The sequence below is a fragment of the Pseudobacteroides cellulosolvens ATCC 35603 = DSM 2933 genome (assembly GCF_001262605.1).
GTDB classification, from domain to species: Bacteria; Bacillota; Clostridia; order Acetivibrionales; family DSM-2933; genus Pseudobacteroides; species Pseudobacteroides cellulosolvens.
Genome location: NZ_LGTC01000001.1, coordinates 973,200 through 994,647, shown reverse-complemented (window position 1 = coordinate 994,647; position 21,448 = coordinate 973,200). Strand labels below are relative to the sequence as shown.

At 37.4% G+C, this 21,448-nt stretch carries 11 protein-coding genes; 2 read left to right on the top strand and 9 right to left on the bottom strand.

Translation table 11 applies throughout. The features are described 5' to 3' along the window. Positions 1-42: 42 nt before the first annotated feature. On the top strand, positions 43-2,448 hold the full coding sequence (locus Bccel_RS04160; RefSeq protein WP_050753090.1) for a bifunctional diguanylate cyclase/phosphodiesterase: 2,406 nt from the start codon (positions 43-45) through the stop codon (positions 2,446-2,448). Positions 2,449-2,483: 35 nt separating this feature from the next. Here the strand turns inward: Bccel_RS04160 and Bccel_RS30075 are convergent, their stop codons facing one another. Together Bccel_RS30075 and Bccel_RS04155 are read right to left on the bottom strand one after the other, a co-directional pair. Further along, complete coding sequence (locus tag Bccel_RS30075; protein ID WP_160317690.1) at positions 2,484-2,651, bottom strand: hypothetical protein; 168 nt, start codon at positions 2,649-2,651, stop codon at positions 2,484-2,486. 29 nt (positions 2,652-2,680) lie between these two features. Then, complete coding sequence (locus tag Bccel_RS04155) at positions 2,681-3,403, bottom strand: peptidyl-prolyl cis-trans isomerase (RefSeq protein ID WP_050753089.1); 723 nt, start codon at positions 3,401-3,403, stop codon at positions 2,681-2,683. Between the two features lie 348 nt (positions 3,404-3,751). Between Bccel_RS04155 and Bccel_RS04150 the strand changes: the two genes are divergently transcribed. Further along, complete coding sequence (locus Bccel_RS04150; RefSeq protein ID WP_036940884.1) at positions 3,752-4,408, top strand: alpha-amylase family glycosyl hydrolase; 657 nt, start codon at positions 3,752-3,754, stop codon at positions 4,406-4,408. On the opposite strand, the gene Bccel_RS28685 is transcribed toward Bccel_RS04150, so the two are convergent. From Bccel_RS28685 to Bccel_RS04120, 7 genes are all read right to left on the bottom strand, one after another. Next, positions 4,340-4,690, bottom strand: coding sequence for a M64 family metallopeptidase (locus Bccel_RS28685; protein ID WP_160317689.1), 351 nt, complete (start codon positions 4,688-4,690; stop codon positions 4,340-4,342). The genes Bccel_RS04150 and Bccel_RS28685 overlap by 69 nt on opposite strands. A gap of 206 nt (positions 4,691-4,896) precedes the next feature. Continuing rightward, entirely contained in the window at positions 4,897-6,255 is a 1,359-nt protein-coding gene (locus tag Bccel_RS04145) for a Tc toxin subunit A-related protein (RefSeq protein ID WP_050753088.1), read from the bottom strand. Then, complete coding sequence (locus Bccel_RS04140; protein WP_050753087.1) at positions 6,210-6,608, bottom strand: hypothetical protein; 399 nt, start codon at positions 6,606-6,608, stop codon at positions 6,210-6,212. The genes Bccel_RS04145 and Bccel_RS04140 overlap by 46 nt, the downstream gene beginning before the upstream one ends. After that, entirely contained in the window at positions 6,557-7,759 is a 1,203-nt protein-coding gene (locus Bccel_RS04135) for a hypothetical protein (protein WP_050753086.1), read from the bottom strand. Before Bccel_RS04135 ends, Bccel_RS04140 begins: the two co-directional genes overlap by 52 nt. Next, the gene (locus Bccel_RS04130; RefSeq protein ID WP_152965917.1) at positions 7,756-11,613 is read right to left on the bottom strand and encodes a neuraminidase-like domain-containing protein; all 3,858 of its coding nucleotides are present in this window, start codon (positions 11,611-11,613) and stop codon (positions 7,756-7,758) included. The genes Bccel_RS04135 and Bccel_RS04130 overlap by 4 nt, the downstream gene beginning before the upstream one ends. Next, the gene (locus Bccel_RS04125; protein ID WP_050753084.1) at positions 11,532-13,787 is read right to left on the bottom strand and encodes a Tc toxin subunit A; all 2,256 of its coding nucleotides are present in this window, start codon (positions 13,785-13,787) and stop codon (positions 11,532-11,534) included. Before Bccel_RS04125 ends, Bccel_RS04130 begins: the two co-directional genes overlap by 82 nt. A gap of 27 nt (positions 13,788-13,814) precedes the next feature. Then, a complete protein-coding gene (locus tag Bccel_RS04120; RefSeq protein ID WP_050753083.1) occupies positions 13,815-21,314 on the bottom strand; it encodes a SpvB/TcaC N-terminal domain-containing protein in 7,500 nt (2,499 codons plus the stop codon). Between the last annotated feature and the right edge of the window lie 134 nt (positions 21,315-21,448).

Sequence of the window (21,448 nt, the reverse complement as noted above, 5' to 3'; positions counted from 1 at the left end):
AATTATTTGAAATCCAATAAAAAATCACAAAGGAAACCAACTATGCTTGCAAAGTTTGCCAAGAAAAGTCTTCGTATTTATATTGTTGTTACTAATATATTTACAATACTATTGCCTGTGTGCTTAACCGGATTTATAATCAATAACATAATAAACGGATATCTGGAAAATGAGATAACCAAGAAAAATCATATAATTGCTTCAACCATATCAAATCAGTTGAATCAGTTACTCATTGCACCGTCAAATATTTTAAAGCATGTTATAGCTGAAGCTGAGCACGATGAAAATTATGACTTTAATGCACAGATTTCACTACTTTTAAAGCAATATGATCTGTTTGATAATGTTGAACTTATAAGCATAGATGGAAAGGTGATAAGTACATATCCACGTGATAGAAGTTTAATTGGAAAAGATGTGTCAAAAGAAGAATATTTTAAAGAAGTAAAGGCCATGAAAACTTATTGGTCCCTTCCCTATATTAGCAAAAAAACCGGGCAATTGACAGTAAACACAGCTGTTTCAGGATATAAATATTTAATTACCGCTTATCTTAACCTAAAAAACTTCAGCAATACATCATATAATATAATCGAAGCCTATGGAAAGGATATTGATGTAGTCGTACTCGATGAAAATGGAACATATGTATCAAATAGCAGCCTTAAACAGCTGTTTAAGCGAGAAATCGATCCTAACTTTCAAAAGATTAAAACTTTAGTATCATCAAAGAACCCAATTGATATAGTATATAGCAATAATGAAAAGAAAATTGTAAGTACATCATTAATTCCTGTAACAGGATGGTATGTTCTTGTTTATCAATCATATGATTCTGCTTTTGAAGCTAAAAGCAAGGCAAACATGATATTTATAATCAGTGCCATAGTTTCTATTGTGCTGTTTTTTATAGTATCTTTATTAAGAGCGAACAGTATGTCAAGGTTATTCGAAAAGTTTGACATACAGACTCAAGCAATTGCCAGTGGAAACTCCAGCGAAAAAATAAAAATTGACAGTTTTTCTGAATTCAGTAACCTAGAAGAGAAGTTCAATTTGATGATAGAAAAACTTCAATCACGAGAAGAAAAGCTTAAGTGGATTGCCTATAACGATACATTAACCGGCCTTAAAAATAGAAGCTTTTTGTTGAATCATTTGGAGGTCTTACTAGATAAAAACAATGGAAATAAAAGTGTGGGAATAATTTACTTTGATCTTGACAATTTTAAAACAATAAACGACACTTACGGGCATAGTTATGGTGACATGCTTCTAAGCGAAGTATCCAAAAGGTTAATTGCTATAAATAATGATTCTTATATTATTGCGAGGATTGGCGGAGATGAATTTGTTGTAATAAATTCCTGTATGGTTGATATATGGGAAATGGCGGATTTTTCTAACAGAATACTTAAAGCTTTGGAAGAACCGTTTGTATTTGAAGACAATCAACTTTTTATAGGTGCAAGTATAGGAATATCTGCATATCCCAAGGATGCCCAGACTGTCGAGGAACTATTAAAATGTGCAGATATGGCTATGTACTTTGCCAAGGAAAATGGAAAAAACAAATGGCAAATATTCGATTCAAAAATGAAAGAAATTGTTGAAAGGAATCTCAACGTTGAGAGATATTTAAGAAAGGCAATCGATCGCAATGAGTTTTCACTGTCATATCAGCCTCAATTTCATACAATTACAAACAAGATGAGAGGTTTTGAGGTTTTATTGAGGTGGGATAATGACGAATTGGGTGGAAACGTTGAGCCTGTTGAATTTATAAGGGTTGCTGAAAATAGCGGATTCATTAACGAAATCGGCGAATGGGTAATAAGGTCGGCTTGCAAGAAATTAGAATATCTATGGAACAATTATTTTGACGATTTTATTATTTCAGTTAATATATCTCCAATTCAGCTTATGCAGCATAATTTTATCGATTTGATAGAGTCAATAATCTCCCAGTACAGTATATTGCCTGAAATGTTGGAGTTTGAAATTACAGAAAGTGTTTTTATAGAGTCATATGATCAGGCACGTATAAATCTTGAGAAAATAAAGAAAATGGGAATTAAAATTTCCCTAGATGATTTCGGTACCGGCTACTCTTCTCTTTCATATTTAAATAACCTGCCCATTGACTCATTAAAAATTGACAGAACATTTGTTAGTGATGTTTCCAAGGGAATTTTTAAGGAAACAATGCTTGAATCTATTATAATTTTAGCCCACAAGCTTGGTCTTGATGTAATTGCAGAGGGTGTCGAGACGAGAGACCAGCTGTTTAGCGTTAGAAAGTTCAATTGTGATTTTGCTCAAGGTTTCCATTTCAGCGAACCAATAAGTGAATCGGATCTGGATGACTATCTAAAACATAAGGGTTATAAATCCTTTAGAAACTCAAATTCCAATTACAAAGATTATGGTGCCTATCATTACTAAAGGCACCATTTTAGTTATACATTTTAAACCTAAAATCACTTTTTATTAAACCTTTGATCTTTAATTTCAATCTTTCCTGCTTTTCTCAAGTCGCTTAATATTTCTGAAAAAGGTTTGCATTTTTCAAGCTTTGTTTTTAAAGTAACGGCATCTTTTATTGTCTCAAAATCAGGTTCGTACTTTGGAACGACCTCATTTACCATTAAAATATGAAATCCATCGGATGCTTTTATTACCGGCTTATATCACCTTGATTTGACTGAAAAACCACCTTTTCAACATCAGGTTGTATGGAATTTAATGTACCCTTTATTATAAATCCCTTGTCACCGCCTTTTTCCTTGCCTGCACCAACTGACTTCTCCATAGCAAGACTTTTGAAGTCTGCACCGTTTAATAATTGCTCCCTTACCATAGTTGCATCTGATTCAGTTTTAAGCACTATCTCGCTGAATCTTCTTTTTTCAGGCACAGTGAATTTATCCTTATTGGCTTTATAGTATTTATTAATTTCATCACTGCTTACTTTTACATCTTTTGAAGCAATCTTATCAAAAAGCATGGAAAGCCTTAAATCTTCCTTTGCCTCTTCAATAGTCTTTTTTAAAAGAGAAAGGCTTTCTAAGTATGCACTTTCAGAATTATACTCCATTGAAATTTTTCTTTTTAACTCTCTATCAACCTCATCAGTTGTTACAGAAATACCATAACTTTTTGCGGCATTTTCAATTACCATATTGTCAATATATCTTTCCAGGGTATAAATACCTGATTTTTTAACTAACAAATCATTAATTTCCGACTCCATTATGTTTTTTCCGTCAACAACAGCTACAATATTTTCCTTTGGTGCTGTTAAACTGTTTATAAGTAAAAGCAATCCAATACCTAAAACAAAACCTATTGCCAAAAACAGCAGTCTTATCTTCAGTGCATTTTTTGTCCAACCTGTCATTTGTATGTTCCCCCTTGCTTCATTTAAGGCAAAATTCTTTATTTAATTCATAGATTCATTTTATACTATCAGTATTCGACTTGTAAAGACATGTTTTATTACTGGATTGTTACAGGTTTTTTAGGCTCCAATTAAAAATGATCTGAAGCTAACAGGCCTCACGTTGCAAACGGTCAGTGGGATTTTAAATCGCTACATTGGTCACTCCTGACATTAAACAGAAAGCAAACTATTACTAAAATTTATCCGTAATGTAAAAATATTGATGTCGTAAAATGCTGCAATACCAGATGTATAAGTTTTTTATAAAAGGCCCGGAATGGAATCCTGTAGACTTGGAACGCCCAGATGGTAATATATGAACTACATGTTCCTACTTTCATAGGAAAAAATGATGGACAAAAATATCCCGGCAACTTTAAAAGCTTGCTTACCAAATTAGACTATATTAAAAGCCTTGGCTTTAATGCCATAGAAATTTTACCGATACATGAATATGCTGGGGACAGTTACTTAGGTTATGCCCCAGCTTCGTTTTTTCCCGTTGAATCGTCATATGGCTCAGATGTAGGAAAATCCTACGATGAATTGAAAGAGTTTGTCAATGCTGCCCATAAAAAGGAGCTTACTGTTATAGTTGATGTGGTGTTCAACCATTTTACAGATAGAACAGGTGTTGTTAAATTTATTTGGGCCTACAATGGTGATGATTTTTATGGAAAAGGCGGAATCTATTTAAGCGGCTATCAAACCCCATGGGGACCTGATCCAAATTGGGAAAGAAATGAAGTCATAAGATATGTTGAGGATACCTGCAGGTATTACCTCTCTGAGTTACACTTTGACGGACTTCGTTTTGATGTTACAACTGAGATTATTAATAAACCCAATGGATGGAATGCACTGAGAGATATTTTATGTAACCTTCAAATAACTTCAGGGTCTAGGATCACATTCATTGCAGTTTTTATTAATCATGGTAGGAACTTCAACGCCAGGGGTTAACAAGTGTCGCCATTTAAGTATTCTTTTGTCAGTCTTTGTTGTGACATTTGACCACCAATCTGGCTCATCGGTTGGAGCATAATTTTGACTTGTTTCTGAACTTTTACAGCCCATCCAAGATTCGTATTCATCGCCAAGCTTAAAAGCGGCATGACCAAGTTCGTGTAGTGCAATATCTGTCCAACCGGATGAAATCCCTATCCAAAATATATCGCCTTGGGCAAACGCTGAATAGACCTTGGAATTGACTACTACTCCTCCCACTTGCCATAGATTAGGCATCAGATCGTCAAGAGTATTGTGCAGATACAAGATCATCACATAAACCTTATTTAATAATTGTTGTAATAAATACAGCTTTTAGTATCTCTTATTTTTTAGAAAAAATGTTTATTCAAGAAACCTCAATCTTGCCAAAAGTTAAAAATAAGAAAACACACCGATATCCGATGTGTTTTCTATAGCAGCAAGGTGCGTTTTGGTAGAAACTATTTAATACTATACTTCACTACCATCACCAATTCCTCAAGCTTATCAAGTTCAGCAGGATCAACTGATAATGTAAATACCTTACCCAGTTTTATATCTGAGCTGCTTCCCTTGCAAAGCTTCCATTCATCTATCCTGTCGAGAGCTGTAGTACTACCGTCAACCTTGACTGAAAATGATACAGGATTATCCAAAACCTTTGCAATAAACATTACATTTTCTATATCAGCATCTATGATTTGAGCCATATAAGGCAGCCTTGATTTGTCAATCTTTAAATCAACAGCACCAATCTTATTAAGTAAGTGCCACTCATTGGGCATGTCATGCTTTATACTAAAAGCTTGGTGAAGCCCTTTTTCATTTAGTTCATGTTGTATACTTTCAAGCCTCTTTAATAACGACTTGGTTGCAGCGGATTTTAGCCGTTCACCGCCTTCACATGCTGTGTATCTTAATTGAATTATCACATCTGTAATGGTATGATAGTCAAATTGTCTGAATGTAGGTAATTCCAGACGCCACTTACTTATTACACCAGCTCCTTCAAAGGGCAAATATCGCTCGTCCTTGAAGTTAAGTTCAAACATACCGCTGTCATTAAGAGAGGTACTTGCCGCTATTACATTTATGGGTATATTATAAGAGCTGAACCTCTCATCAGTTTCTTCAGTATTTTCTTCATATGTTTTACCGCCTATAGCAGTATTTCTGAATTTATTTTCCAATAGACTGAGCGTGGCATTTACGCCTGTATAAGGGCCTGCAATACATGGTATTGAAACAGACACCGATTTTATGCGGCGTTTGTAATGACCTGGATAATCCATCTCAAATAATACCTCCGGTATTACAAATTCACACTTGCCAATTTCTCTTAACTTTATTATTGCCAAAGGATTAAGTTGATGGAGAGATATCTGCTTTACTATCTCGTATTCATATCCCTGTTCATTTTGATAAGCTGATTCTAACTGCTTTAGTCCTACATAGAGTTTCTCCCCAGCCAATAATCCATCTCTTCCTGCATCAAAATAACCCGAATGAATAAAATTACTGCTGCTTATTCCTCTTTCAAAGCAATATGTTTTCTCAGCTTTTTTTGCAAGTTCATAAGCAAGGCTGTAAACCTGATGATATAAGGTTTTTAAGCTTCCCCTCATCCATGTGTATAACTCTTCGTTGGTGTACTTGTTTTTTATAAATTCTTCAACTTCATTTGCATTGTCAATCATCTTTTGTTGGTTTGTTATTTCCTGGTTGGCAATTTCCATTCGTATTTGCTGTGAGGTAATCTGCTTATCTATCTGTTTTATTTCGAAACCGGCAGCATTAGCCTGAAAAACTCGTTCTTGCAAGGCATGGGTAAATACACCTTTTTTGCCGGCTTGAGAAGATTGAAAGGATAGGTTATTGGAATGAGTTTGCATTCCCTGGCAACAGCGGAAGCAGCTGACCCCAAATTGGATCCTCCCCATGTAACGGTTGCTCCTACTCCGATTGGTGTCACGTAACCTCCCAGGGCAGGAATTATATTGAATACGCTTGCAATTGTTTCAGTAACTCCTATAGCTATTTGCCAATCTGCAGCCTCACTTGACTTTTCCAGATCTTCTTTTTCAAATCTTATTAATTTTAGTCCGCTTTCACCTTCTACGTTTACAATATCATTGGGTATACCGTTAAAATCATCTGAAACCTTAGGCACCATTTGTTATCGAGGCCGCTGAGCTTAAGATAATATCTCATACGATCTTCCATTGTCTTTCGGTTTTGCATAAGACTATCAATATTTTTTTCTGCTTCCTCAACTTGTTTCTTCTTGATTTCCATCAAAAGGTTCTGCATAACTCCCTCATGCTTTGCACGAATAAGGGAGATGGCCTCATTATCTTTTTTCTCAATAGCTGAAAGCATGGCTCCACCCAATGATTTTAATTCGTTACATAATTCAAGAGCCTTCTGCAGTAAATAGTAAAAGCGATAATTAGGCATTGGGGTATTAAGCTCATTTAATACAGCGGCTATGCTTAAGCCCTGTGCTGCGGCTCTAACCAGCAAAGCTGGATCAATAGGCAGTTCAAATAATGGAAGTTTTCTAAAGATTCCTTCAATGTTTTGACAATTACGTATCTTGTATAACCTGTCTGCCAGGGTATCCCAGTAACCCATAAGTTTAGGGTTATTTGGAATGCAGAAATATGGAGTCGAGGCCAAACCGAAGATATTGGCAAAAGCAATCTCATTATTCGCTGTTCCATAAGGCAAATCCGTTTGATTGCTAAATGGTGCCTCCAATTCCAACTCAACCATGGCGTTTCCAAAGGCATCCCATTTATCCAGTAAACCAAGATAAGTCTGGGGTTTGATTTCACCTCGTTTTGGTATCATCATCGGCCTTGGGCCTAATATATGTCCAGCCAAAACATAGATTTGAGTTGCCTGGTTGATGGTTTCAATGGTGTCTTGACGGAAAAGATAGTCACCCCATGAAAGAAGGTTATCAATATACTTCATAACAACCCATTTCATATAAGCAACAGGCCTACTTCGTGCTATCACATGCGGCATAAAAGGTTTGTTTCGCCATTCGTTGATGGTCTTATCCGCCGCATTTGGCTTTAGATTGTTAAATATGCTGTCCAGAATCCTTTTGCTGTTTATATTTTTAAAGGGAGTAAATTGCCAAAATCTATTGTCCTCATTTCCATCTGCAATGGGGTTAAACACAAAGTGAAACCACTTCATGGCATCTTCAAATTGCTGGGCTTTGCTCAGTGTATCCGCCAGTAGTACCGGTGTATGGAAAAACAGCTCCCAGTTATAAAGTGAGTAAGGCTGTTTAAGTTCATGAAAAATCATAGGGGTAGCGGAATTGTCATCATGATCGAATGGACCGAAATAGTTTTCGGCATAGACAAATTTTCTTTGAAGAAAAGCTCCAATTGACCAAGATTTATTTTACCCAACAGATTTCCGGTATCGGGATGATTAAATTCAGTTTGAACTGTATCAATGCCTTTAATTTGCTCTCTTTTATTGTATTCATAAAAATAAATATCTGTGTTTTCTCTCTCCAAACTGGAAGAATCTATTTGCCATGAATAAAGATTCCCATTATCTTCGCTGAAATAGTCAATAGGAATTGAGTTCAAATGTACTGCTCCAACAACATTTAAAGCAGTTCCATTAAACTCGAAGGCTTCTTTGAATCTTCCATCACTATCGAGGTTATCATCAAAGTCTATCAATACCTTGTTTTCATATACTATTGGGACAAACTTAAAATATTGCAGGTTTGCCGAATACGAGAAAACCGCACTTTTACTTAATTGCTTCTGGGTCCATTTACCATTTCTATGCTCACTCCAAGCCATTTTGATTTCATAGTAATCTATGGGCTTTGATTTGCTGATTCCAGTGCTATCATTTCCAAGGGAATTAAAGCTTCCGGTGCTCGATGCAGGATTAGGTTTGGTTTTCTTCATTATCTGTGGAAAGAATACCAATAAGCGTTCGTTCCAAACTACCGGCGTAAGGTAACATCCATTATCCTTTACTTCATGTGTACCAGCATCTTCCACATCATAGCCCGGTATATCAACCTGCATCTTCTCCCAGGGATACCAGTTCATCTCATCCAGAGCCAGGTAACGGTAATAAAAGACATAGGGTGCATTGCGTGTGCGAGAGAAAACATGAAGCTTTGAGTCTTTACTCCACCCACTCTCACCCTTTGTCCCATGGATATATAAACCAACCACTTCCATATTGGCTACTTCATCAACTTTATAAAGATAGGACTTAAGAGCATCAGTAACATTTTGTTTATTTATGTCCTTTTGAAGCAGTTCACTTTCAAGTTCCTTGAAAAACGGACTTTTATCATCCCGGAGATTGCTTTCAATCCAGTTTTCAGGATACAGAAATACTTTGCGGTTGGCTTCCCAAACTCTGTAACGCTGCATCCAATCCCAACGCAGTCTATCTAGGATATCGGGTTTTATGCCGCTTGGCTCCTCCTCCAGTCCTAAAAAGCAGCGTTGAATAAATAGCTGAACAGATGATATGGCTTGCTTTATACGGGAAGTTTCCATACAGGCATCCATTTCAACATCTATCAGAAAATATTCAAATAGTCCGTTAGAATCGGTTACGTTCCAGTCTATAAGTTCCTTTTGCTGCAGCAGGTAATCGATTAAAGCATTCTTCTGATTATTTCTAAGCTGATCGTGAAGAGGCTTAATTACTTGCTCCCAATCAGTTTGGTTGTACTTAGCCCGAATGGCGTTTTTGATGCTGTCCGCTATTTTGCGGCAGGTACTAAACTTTGAACCAGGCACTGCCCAATCGAAAAGCAAGTCAATGTCTATGCCGATTTTGTCGGCAACGCTTAAGGCCTCCTGTAGTTTAAGAAGTTTTTTTTCGTTGTGGTAATCTTCTAATTTAGTGATATTATAATGATTTGGAGCTATCAGTTTCTCAATATGTTCTATTTTCCAAGTGGTTAGATCGGTAATCTTCTGGATAAGCATAGTCTCATCTGAAGCTTTATATACCCAGTTCAAAAAGTCCAGGATATTAATTTTACCTTGAGGCAATGAGTTTCTTAGCGTGACATAAGCTCCTAAACGCAACAATTGCATAGGTGTTAGTGCATTAAAATCCAGATTGTCAAATTCGGTTTTGTGAAGGACTAAAAACTTTACTTCATCAGCACTTAAATCAAAGGTTGATACAAGCATTGCAGCCTTTTTCAAGGAAATTAAGGCAGGTTCGCATAGCGTGGAAGCAAAATCAGGTATCAAGGCTGATGAAGGTATCGGTGAAATTAATGAAGCAGGCGTTTTCCAGAAAATATTTTTAAACTCTACATCTGTTGTAGTGAGTTTATATAGTTTTCCACCAAGCAATGGTATAGATATGCTCCACCATTCATTAGTCGGATCATCCTGGGCTGTAAAATCAATAGTTTCTCCATCTACACTTACACTAGGCTTAGTGTCGCTTTTTTTAACAACAAATGTATAGATCGTATCAGCAGAAGGTATAAGATACCCGCTCCAATTATTTTCAACCGGCTTAGTGCTTTCCTTTATGCTTTCAAAAATGTTGTAAATTGGTGCAGCTGGAGAACCTAGTTTTAAAACTTCCGAAACCAAAACATCGATGGTTTTTGCATCGAGACCCACATAATTGGATAAGTTGTCTATCACAAAACGATAGGATAGCTCCTTGCGTAAATAAGGTAAAAATATTTCAAGAAAGGCTGCTCGCTTTTTGGGGGCAGTATTTATGTCTTCCTCCCCTTCTGGGATTTTATCCAAAGTAATAATTATGTCTCCCAATTTTAAAATCTCTTCCAGCTGTGTTTTTTCAACTTCTGTTTTTGTTTTTTCGTTTTCAAATACTCCTGACAAAAGTTCTTTAAATAATTTGTCCTGCTGCTTTTCAATACGTGTAAGTGACTTAAGCCAGTCAGTGCTGCTGTTTATGGCTTTATACTGTATGGATTCCGACTCGGTCAAAATACCAGTAATCTGAACTATTCCTTGAGCTTTGTCATATTTTAGCTTATTTTTAAGTGTACTGGTATCAGGCAAAGTAAAGTCCAAATTTTGGGGTCCGTTGGTGGTAAATACGTTTGTGCCTTCCAGTATACCGATAATTTTTTCTACAGTGCCGGTTTCATAAAGCAAGCTTGCTTTTGTACGTACCAATTCACCTGTAGCTTTATGCTGTATGTTTATTTTTTGCAATGCAGGATCAGTGATTGTGATGTCGGCCTTCAAGTCCTTATGCTCGTCATCAATTGCATTTAAGCCGTCATATAATGTTTTGGATAGCTTCAAAATGTCCTTCTTTGTGGGAGAAAACGGTCTCTTTTCATCATCCACATCCCTGATAATATAATTTAGTTGCTGGTGAGTAAATCCTGCCTCCTCCATTTTATCCCAACGACTCATAAATTCCAAGGTAACATGGGCATTCTGAAAGATATTTCCGAACAAAGGTAAAATAATTGCAAAGTCGGAGACCCTTATACCAAGCACTTTTGATAACAGGCGATAACGATAAAGCATGGACAAGTTACTTAATGTAAGCTTATCTTCCAAACCGGCAGTATTCATTATCGATTGTATATCATCGGAAGTCAGGTTTAGGGCAGCCATTACTGCGGTCACATGTTCAAGTAATTTGGTATCAGTAGTAAGAACATTTCCTTTGTCGTCAGGCCTAAATATTTTGTCCATTTTAAGTACATTGTGGGTTAAAAATAGCGTATGATAAAGTGACTTTTCCCCAAATGTACTTATATTATTCCAAAAAGACAGAAGCTTTATGAGTTCAAGACCTGTCTTATCCAAAAGCTCCTTTACTGCTGCAAGCTGGTGAATGAGATTAGGGTTGATATCGAGAGCCTTAGTGGTGCAATTTTCTCCATCACAATCATCGCAATCCGCACTATCACAATCATCTTCAACACAACTGATGCATATACTTTCTGGCAGGGTACTTTCCTCTTTTAGGAGGTTTCCAAGTCCGGCAATAGCCCGATCGGTTTCATCAATGGTCCAGCCAAGCTTTCGCCATAAGCGGATGAAACGGTGAATTCTGTCATACTCTTCCAATGTCACAGGCGAACCATCCAAATGCTGCAGTAATGCTGTATCAAGATTGCAGCTCTCCTTTTGCTGTGAAATGGAGAGATACACCTTACCACTTTTAGAAAAAATGAACTTTTTTCACCTTTATCACTAATAAACGAAAAATCCTTCAAAGAACTTTCATCTATTGGGCCATCTGAATCATTCAGAAATACTTCCCCGGTTTCTTTATCGATTCTTCCTATTTCTTTTTTTCCATCATCATATATAATAAAAATCCTGCAATCCTCAACAACAGCATATTCACGGTTTACATAAAAAATCTTGCCGTTTATACAAGCCTTTCCACTCTCAACAACTATTATCCTGCCAACTTTTTCAAAGTTGCATTTTACCCAGTGAACGATGTCTTTATCACATATCTCAATTTCATTCCGGTTTGAACTGGGACAGCTTAGAGATTCTTTTTGGTTAAGTAAATCAACCCGCTCTTTGAGTAAAGGTGCAATTTCAGCCAGTTTTTCAGCCGTAACCAGGTCTTCAGCCATTTTATCAATGCCATGAATCCTTGCGTAGTTCTGTAAAAACCTATAGCTAAAGTGCAGGCTTTCCATAATTGTTTTTGACTTACCTTTGGGCATGCATGGGTTGATATACTCGGTTTTTAAAAGGTCCACCAGATTTACGTACTCTATACCTGTACGACGTAAAAACTCTTTTTTAATAAGTGTAAGTCCTTTTTCACCAAGCATGGTGCTGTCATCATCATATCCATAATACTTGCAGACAGGTTTTACGCCAATCAATTGCTGATACTCATCATCGGTGTGGATCTTGTCTTTAAGCTTATCCATTAAGCCTTTGCTTTCAAAGCACTCTTTGGTAAGAATCACATATTCCTCCATTGTTAATCCTAAAAATTCCGCATCAGAGGCTCTTGTAAGTGCTTCGTCCTTTAAACGGGTGAGCTCAGCATCACTGGATGAATTATTTTTTCTAAAGGTTTTTAATAGTTCATAGCGGCTGGTATCCAAATGCTTTAAGTAAATTCTCTGAGCGTCAATGGGCTGGTGATAAGGTAATGTGAATGGATAAACCTGTTTTTTCAGAATGCAGTATGCCTGGTATTCTGTATGCTGAGGTTCAGCTAAAAGTTCACTACTGGTTTCATCCTCAACGTTAAATGATTTGAGATGCTTAAAAGCCACATGATTTTCCATGACCTCATTTACCAAATCGATATAAGGCAGCAATGTGTTTGTGTTTTCGCATGTTAGTTCCAGGCAGCCCAAATCAGGCCTTCTTTTAAAGAGTTTTTCCAAAGGTGTGTTCTTTATGTCTTTGGGATTGGATTTAATGGGAATAGGGTTATTAGGATCAGGATCAAGATTGTTGTTTCGTAGGTATTGCAGAAGTTCTACAAAGTATGCTGCCGCACTATATACAGAATTGCATTCGTCGCACTGGCAGAAATCTGCATCACCAAAAAGCAAATCCCAGGAAAGGCCATGCTTTGATTCTACTTCTTCCATGATGGAGAAATCTGTGTTGTTATTTTTTAAGCTCTTATCGATCATGGCTACGCCTGTTCCCTTATATGCATCCCTTAAGGCCATTATTGTCTGTTCATTACGAACACGCAGCTTCTGTGCATTGCTATGAATCTTAGTGATGGTTTCAACATCCAAACCGCTCTTACTCATAGCAGAGACAAATTGAGTTTTGGGTATTGATGAAATTTGCATGGCTGAATGCAAATTGGCGTTGTACAGCACCTGCAATGCATCAGTGTCCGGGCTGACCGCCGTGATACGCTGCAGAGTTTTAAGCTGATTTATAACTGATTCATGGTTTTCAGGAGCTATTTCCTTCAAGGCCTCTTTATTTTTGATAACCTCATATATAGATGTAGTTTTTATATTGAAATCGGGTTGTTTTGATAAAACTGCCGCTACATTGGCACCTATTGCATCGTTTAGCATAGGTACCTTAGGGTCTTTGATCATGTTTATAATCATGGAGGTGGGTTCTAAGCGAAAAAGCTCTCTATGAAGGCTTAAAGCATAAGCCTTTTTGTCTTCATCAGATTGTGCAGGGACAATATCCTTTACTTTCTCAATAAATGCTGATTTAGTAAACTTCTGTGCAATATCTCGCCTTGAGTTGATTTGTTCGTCTTGTTTTAAAAATGATATAGGGTCTTGTTTTTTTTTGCAACACTCGTCTAGCCGATGAAAAAATTCAAAATTATTTTTATTTTCGTAATTGGTTCGGTCTTCCATATATTTACTCACCTTTTCTTCAAAGTTTTATGCACATGAATCCGGATGTGCAGTGCAATAGTCTATCTCAGGCAATTCCTGTCTGAGTAATCCCGGTACCCAATCGCCCTTCCAATCCAACTTTCCCCAAAGTAATTCAGCCTCTTCTTGTAGCTCAAGAAATTCTTCCTTTGAGATCTGTACACTTTGACCTACAAGACTTCCGGTTTTATAATTCTTAAAATAATAATCAGAGCGAAAAATTCCTCTGTCTTTTACCTGTAATGTAAAGATTCCCTGCTCGTCTTCTAAAACATAAGGTGACATTACGTATTTGGATATTTTTTCATCACGATACATCAGAAATGCGTCTAGCAGCATGAATCCAGCAAAAGCACCAACTTTAACACCTGTTTTGAATGTGAATCTAGCTCCCAATCTAACTGAATGCTGTTCTGCCCATCTTTCAATATTGGCTTCCCTTGCGGCATTGATTTCGTTTAGCTCAGTCACTCCAGGCTCAGCACGTCTACGTTTTATTACGACTTGCTCACCTGCACTCAATGCCTCTCTTACTGCACTTCTTGCAGTTTGGTTGGGCAATCTTCTTATTTGAGCCGTTATTTCATGGGCTTCGATTGTTGTAGTTTTTGATCTGATAATTTCTCTCCATTTATGTTTATCTCTGTACAAACGTTGTGCCAGTTGTCGTGCCGTCTGACCGGAATAAACATATGTTTTACCGTCAATTGTAGTTCGGAGTGTGTAAATATATCCAATTCTTACAGGCTGCTTTCCATCAATATCCACATTATTTATAGGATTAGATAGTGAATAGGCATATGGGCTTATTATTAGAAGGCTCTCTGTTTCCTTATCATCAGTTTGAGATCTTTCGCCATGGTGCATTGAAGTATCACTCTCTTCCTCTTCCAATTCGGAAGACTTTTCGTCAAAATCATTTTTCAAATTTGAATGCGATTTTGTCAAACTGTTCAAAATCGGGTCTACTGTGGTCCACCTCCCTAACCATGGTAAATAGTATCTTGCAGAATGATATTCTAGTCCACTCTCCTCATCTCGCTCCATTCCCGTATATCTATATCGTTTGGCGGCACACTGTATATCTGCATTTTTTGCCTGGTATGCAGTTGTGCCATAGGGGTGGTACTCTTCGTAGCTGATGACTCTGGCTGTATCATCCAGTTCCAATGCAGCCGAGCCAAGATGATTGTGCAGTTGATAACGTACTGTCTTAGAGGGTGCGGTTCTGCCCATAGTTATGCCAAATTCAACTTTGGGTTTTGTTTCAGTGTCAATCATCACAAAACGGTGCCCCTTGTCCATAAGACTAAGGCTTATACGTTCCAGTCCTGCTTCTACACCACTGTGCTGTTTATAAATCTCATAGCCTTCAATATAAATCCGCTCATCTTTTTTGTCAGGTATATCACCTGAATTAGCCTGATTCTCGGTTATTTTCCTTATTCGTTGTCCTTGTCCATCATATTGGTAGTATGTGGTTTCAGGTGTTCCGCCGTCTATCCTTCTTTGGCGTACAGTTCTTACTAGCAGCTCTTTAAAGTTCCACTCCATATCTTCCAAATGTGGCATGGAGATAATATAACCATGCTGTGGATGGTATTGGTAGCTGTAATTGTTTGTACCTGTCTGCGTGCTTAAAAGGCGGTTATTCGCAGCATTATAGTTATAATCCCTTGTCCAGTTGTTACCTGCTGCCAGATGACGCATTTTTAAAATATTTCCAACTGAGTCATACAGGTAGCTCTGGGTGAAATTTCGCATTGTCATGGGATCCCCGGGGTTTAGCTGCTTAATGAAAGGGATGTCATTCCAATTGTCTTTGTTGTCAAAAGCTAGAGGTGTAGTGTTCTCTCTACCTGTAGCTTCTGCCAAACGATAGAGGGCATCATAGGTATAGGTAGAGATTCCGGTGATTTTTTGGTTATCAAAAAATACAATAGGAACATTCTGGTCTTCAATATGAGTGATGTTACCTACCGGATCATAGGTGTAATGCCAATCCTGAAGGGGATCACCATTTTGCCTTTTGGTTTGCAGCCTCGTCAGCCTGAATGTTTCCTTGTCATAAAAGAAGCGAGTAACTACATCATTCCCATATATGATTTTATTCCGCTGACCTTTTTCGTTGTAGCCTATGTCTTTTATAAATCGAGTGGTAATGTTTGGTGCAGCATGGGCTACGTTTTCGCTTCTTAATAAACCGGTTTCGTTATATATGGGCGTAATGACGCTGCCGTCAGGTGCGGTTTGCTTAGCTATCCTTCCAAGTGCATCTGTCTCTGTAATAAATGTATAGCTGTCGGATTCAAGATCTGATAAAAGGTTTACGTCTATCCAGTTGACAACGTCTTTATAATTTTTACATAGCTTACGGGTAGTTGATTTTGGCTGTCCTTTAAAGTCATATTCAGGCATCAGCAAAATTCCGCCGGTGTCATAGAGCTTTATTACCTGGCCCCTGAGGTTTTTCAATTCTGGATTGGTCTCTAATTCACCATAAAATACCCTCTCAAAAATATGGTTAAGAGGCATATCGCCATCGCCGCCTATAACTTTATTATGGGTTGGCCTATGAAGGATGTCATAAAAATATTGGAATTCATGGTCTTTCTCATCCCAGGCACGCAGCGGGTTGCCGAGGATATTAGAAAGCATCCACCGTTGTCCGGCATCCATGCTGTGCTGATATATCTTGTTTCCCAGCATATCATATTTGTATTGCATAACCATATTACCTCGGGCGTCGATAACCTTTCGCAAATTGCCTTCAATATCGAGGATGACTCTGGTGTGGTAAAATTCATCATCTTGAGTTTGTAAATGTTTATTATGGTCAATATACAATACCGGTCTGCCTAATGTATCAAAGTGCAGTAATGTGGGGGTATTGGCATGTTTGGATGCTTTATCGGCAGCTGATTTTTCTTTTTCCGGGTCTTTGCCTGCTGCAAGAAGCTCGGCATCTATCAGTCGATTAGTACGGTTTTCATACCAGGAGGATGTTAAAATTGTATCGTTGAGGTCATATATAATCTGCTTCCAGGAATCAAATTCCGTGCATGATAAAGTTCCGTCAGGCATTTGGGTTTTGATAAGCCTTCCTTGTGCATCATAATACATAATGGGTGTAACACCGATTTCCACCAATTCCTTAAGGTCTTCGTACTTATGAGTTACCGAAAAGTAAGGCTCATACTGTTTTACGGCATTGCCTTTGTTGTTTAGTACAGTTCTGCCGCTGCCAATCCACCTAAGCTGCTTGGGGGTTAGAGAATCAGTATCTATTTCGGAAACTAAATAAGAGTCATCGGAATTAACTGTCACTTTCTTAGCCGGCCCAGGTTCAGCCTGCACCTTTTTCATAACCACATGACCCAAGCCGCTTGAATATTCAAAGCTTATTTGAACCGAAGAATCATTGTTTTTAATGTAGTGCTCTTCCCTTACAATGGAGGTGACAGCCACTGGCTTGCCCCAATTTTTATAAGCTTCTAAGTCATATACAAATCTTTTAGTGGCATGCTGCAATAGTTTTTTTCCATGAATAACCAAAACATCTGAAGCAGATGCATGAAAGAAATCATCAATCAGTGTATTTTCTGCCATAGAAGAAAACTCATTAATATCATTAAGATCATCAGCTTCATTACCTTTCCCAAATACCGCAAAAGCCTTTAAAAGACCCAGTTCATCCTTTATTGCTTCAGATATATTGTTATTTGGGTCATTCATTCTTTGGGGTGAAAGTGTCCTGAAATTAAAGAGCTCCACCTTTGTTTTATTGCCTAATGCATCTTCGGTTTCTTCAATAAAAAGTTTATAATTGTCGTATTTTACCTTTTTCTTAGTACCATAAGGATCGGTATAGAATACAGGAAGATAAAAACGGTTTTTAGCATCAGCTGCGGCTTCCCCAATATCCATAAATTGAACACTTCCTGAAGGAATCCACCAGCTGCCATCTCCCCCCCTACGTGTGAATTTTCCTTTCAGCATCAGGGCCTCATTAACCTTTGTGCCAAAAGTGTTTTCCAGAAGAGCTGACGTGTAAGCCAATTGATAGCTTTCAAAAGGCAATGCCAATGATTCCAAATGATATAACGGCAAAGGGTCTTTTAGATTGTTGCTCCGATAAATGCTTTGCATATATTCAATTAATCTTTTCTGTGAAGTCCCAGTTAGAGGAGTTTTATCAACTTCATGATAATCCGCTTCAACGGCATTAGTAAGGATGTTATTAAAATCCTTCACAGAATATAATGGATTGTTTTTTTCAACACCCTTTAACTCATAAGTTTTCACTTCTGATGGAAGTCTTAATCTATATGAAGCATCGGTATCAATATCATTGGTAAACTTGTTTTGTATATAGGTTATATTCATTTGGCTCTGAACTTCCTGTGTTTCTAACGGAAGAGTATAATCTGCCTTTATTCTTGGATAAACCACCGAAGCAGATTCTAAAACATTGCCATATTGATCAATTTTGATGTTGAGGGTATGGCTAATGCGTGGATCTTCGGTATTTCTCTCATAGCTGTAGCTTATAGATTCCTTTTCTTTAACAACAAATATGGCATGTTTGTTTTGCCCTTTTGGCTGCAAAAGTTCCACAATATAGTTACGCATTGCTGAAAGATATGGTGTAAGCTGTTTTTTAATTTCTTCAGGTGTCGCACCTTTTGATGGAGCATCATTTGAGAAGGTTTCCTGATGCAGGCTAGCACCTTTACATGCACGCAAGGCCTCCCTCCACTCATGGGCTTCGAGATGTTCAATAATGGTTGGATCTAATCCAGGAGCAGCAATGACCTGTGCATCTGATAAAGGAATTTCATGGTTTGTTACGGTAAAGCCATGCTTTGCCATTTCTTCATACCAATACTCATGTGCAAACTGATTTAGAATATTTTCTCTACTAAAAAAGGCCCCGGTATGAAACCAGCTTTTAGTAATCACAGTCTCTTGATGTAGTGTTTTATCTACGATATTGCTTGAGTTTCCTTTTATCCAGTGTTCAAAATCTTCGGTATCTGTCTGTTCCACCATGCCGAAGCCCCTGAATTCTCTTTCCTCATGATCATAATAACCATGATGATATTTGTAAGAGCTGACAAATCTATAACCTGAAATCCTGTCACGCGTCTCAATTTTTGAAATACAGTGTACTGGAAAGTGGAGCTTGGTGGTACACGGCCTTCCTGAAATCCTGTCTTTAATATAAAACATGGTTGATGCCTCATATTCCAGTTTAATTTCCTTACCCAGATTATTTTTGTAAGAAACCATGATGTGAGGTTTCTTGCTGTCCATTAGGTCAATATATTTCAATGGGCTCTGGGCGTCTTTGGATAAAGGACTTGACCATACAATACAGGGAATACCATTTCCCAATAAATCGGTAACCATGATTTTTGCATGATTATGAATTTCCTGGAAGGCATCTATTTCAAATGGATCATCACTAAATGCATTTCCACTTTGATTTAAGTAGCAGGTGAATTTGTTTTTACCAAGATAAATAATATCGGTAGTACCTGAACCGTCAATATCGGCCAAACGTAGAAATGCCGGATTGAATGCATCGGGATGGTCAAAGTCAGGGGCATGATCCATGCTCACCTTAGCCCCAAACCGTCCGTAGCCAAGATTGGGCCAGTAACAGATTTCTTTGTTTCTTATCCTTACTATATCCGCTAGACCGTCACCCGACATATCTGCAAGAAAAACTGTTTGCTTGGGATCTGCGAATAAGATGTACGGCCCTTCCTCTTCATCAAAGGGCAGATATGTCTTATGAGAACTTTCAAAGCCTCTTCTGCCTACCGACTCATACCAGGTGAAAATGTGATCTTCTGTAATTAAAATTTCAGGTTTACCATCGCCATTCAAGTCGATCATCCTGGTATTTCCATTATATATATCTATATTAGGAATGCTTTTAAAAGTCCGAAAAGTCTGCCAATCTTCATTGTCACTTAATTCAAAATACCCTTTTGGATCTTTATCATAGCTTACTAGCTGTTTACTTCCATCCGCATCCAGATCCAATAACTGCAATCTTGAACCAAAGCCGTAAAAAGAAGGTTTTTGTGAAACCAATTTTGCCTCTTCAAACAAACCACATCCTAAACTGCGTTTATAAAACAAGCCACCTCCTTGATCAGTAAGTATGCCTGGAAGACCTTCACTGAACAAATCGATAAATTGATAAAGTGGTTCATTAAGTCCTTCAGGTGCATGGATAAGAGAATCCTGTGAAACGGATTTTATAGTTTTGTTCCATTGGTGTTTCTGGTATTCAAACTCAATAGGCGGCAAATTTTTGGAAGTATATGAGCCATCAGGCTTTTTAATGTATCCATAAGAAGTTATGGAGTTTAGGAAGGTAAAATATGTTCCGTCATTTGTATCATATCCAAAATTTATGGATTTTACCAAAGCGGAGCCTCCAGTAAGTTCAGTAAAATTATGAAACAGCAGAACACGTTTACATAGTCTAGTAGTTCTTATCTCAAAACCTGCCTTGTATTCTGAAAACGCGTCTAATCTAAAATCCCAATCCTTTATTTTCGTATATGGGGAATTTAAGTCATACTCTCCGTAATCAAATACCATCCGGAACATGTATTCTGTCTCATTAGGGTAGGTATCATTCAGAGTACCATATGGCGTTTTATTACCGTATAATATCCTCTCTAAATACATATTGGTATATGTGATTCTTCCATTTTTAGTGCGATTTCTATTGTGCAGAAGATTAGTATCATATCCTGTGTCGTCTTCCTTCTTATAAATGTAATGGGTACAATTACCTTTGTCATCAAAGGTGAATTCAGGAAGCCATTCGAAAATTTTATATGGATCCTCGGGGTCAGAAATTCTAGATGCATTACTCCATCCAAAAAGAGTTGTTATGTTTTCTTTTGAAATTACCCGCCATTTGATTTCCTGTGATTTTTTACAGGACCACCTCTCTATCCTGGCAAATAAACCTTCAATGCGAGGTCTGTAAAACTTGATGGTGAATAATCCGTCTTGAGAGTCTTTTTCCTTAATAATATAATTTCCATCCGAATCTTTACTGAAACTGCTATCTGACTCTTTTGCAAATTCTGGAACAAGGTCTTCGGCACCGGAAAAAAGGAAAGTATCTGAGTCAATATCATCCAGATATTGAGGAAGTCCTTTATCAGTTTTGCGTTTTATAGACGGCAGGCTTAAAGTCCATCCCAAACCGAAAATTCCATTTCCTGCTCCTGAATTATAATCTAGGTTCAATGCAGGTGAAGCACTGCCCCTAGTTGGAGATAAGGGCAGTGGTATGGAAAAGGAAGCTGTTCCATTTACAGAGTTTACAGAAAACTTCTCATCAATTCCTTTAATTGCCCCGCCGCCTTTTGGTAAAGAAATAGAAGGAATCTCAATTGCATTTGACTTGGTTTTTCCATCTGTTTTTAAAAATTGGGAGGATGTTTTTAAGTTTTCTATTTCTGTTTTCAATTTATCACCTCTTTATACCAATTGATGCTGTAAAGCGTTAATTAGCATCCATTCACTTAATTTTTATCATTATCTAATTTTTTCTTAATATTAAGGATTTATACTAATTTCAAGTTGAAGTTATAGATATATTT

Coding starts and splice junctions, on each gene's coding strand:
- Bccel_RS28685 (WP_160317689.1), bottom strand. CDS start 4,690: ATGCCTAATCTATGGCAAGTGGGAGGAGTAGTAGTCAATTCCAAGGTC.
- Bccel_RS04140 (WP_050753087.1), bottom strand. CDS start 6,608: ATGGTGCCTAAGGTTTCAGATGATTTTAACGGTATACCCAATGATATT.
- Bccel_RS04125 (WP_050753084.1), bottom strand. CDS start 13,787: ATGGAAGACCGAACCAATTACGAAAATAAAAATAATTTTGAATTTTTT.
- Bccel_RS04135 (WP_050753086.1), bottom strand. CDS start 7,759: ATGATTTTTCATGAACTTAAACAGCCTTACTCACTTTATAACTGGGAG.
- Bccel_RS04155 (WP_050753089.1), bottom strand. CDS start 3,403: ATGACAGGTTGGACAAAAAATGCACTGAAGATAAGACTGCTGTTTTTG.
- Bccel_RS30075 (WP_160317690.1), bottom strand. CDS start 2,651: ATGGTAAATGAGGTCGTTCCAAAGTACGAACCTGATTTTGAGACAATA.
- Bccel_RS04160 (WP_050753090.1), top strand. CDS start 43: ATGCTTGCAAAGTTTGCCAAGAAAAGTCTTCGTATTTATATTGTTGTT.
- Bccel_RS04150 (WP_036940884.1), top strand. CDS start 3,752: ATGGTAATATATGAACTACATGTTCCTACTTTCATAGGAAAAAATGAT.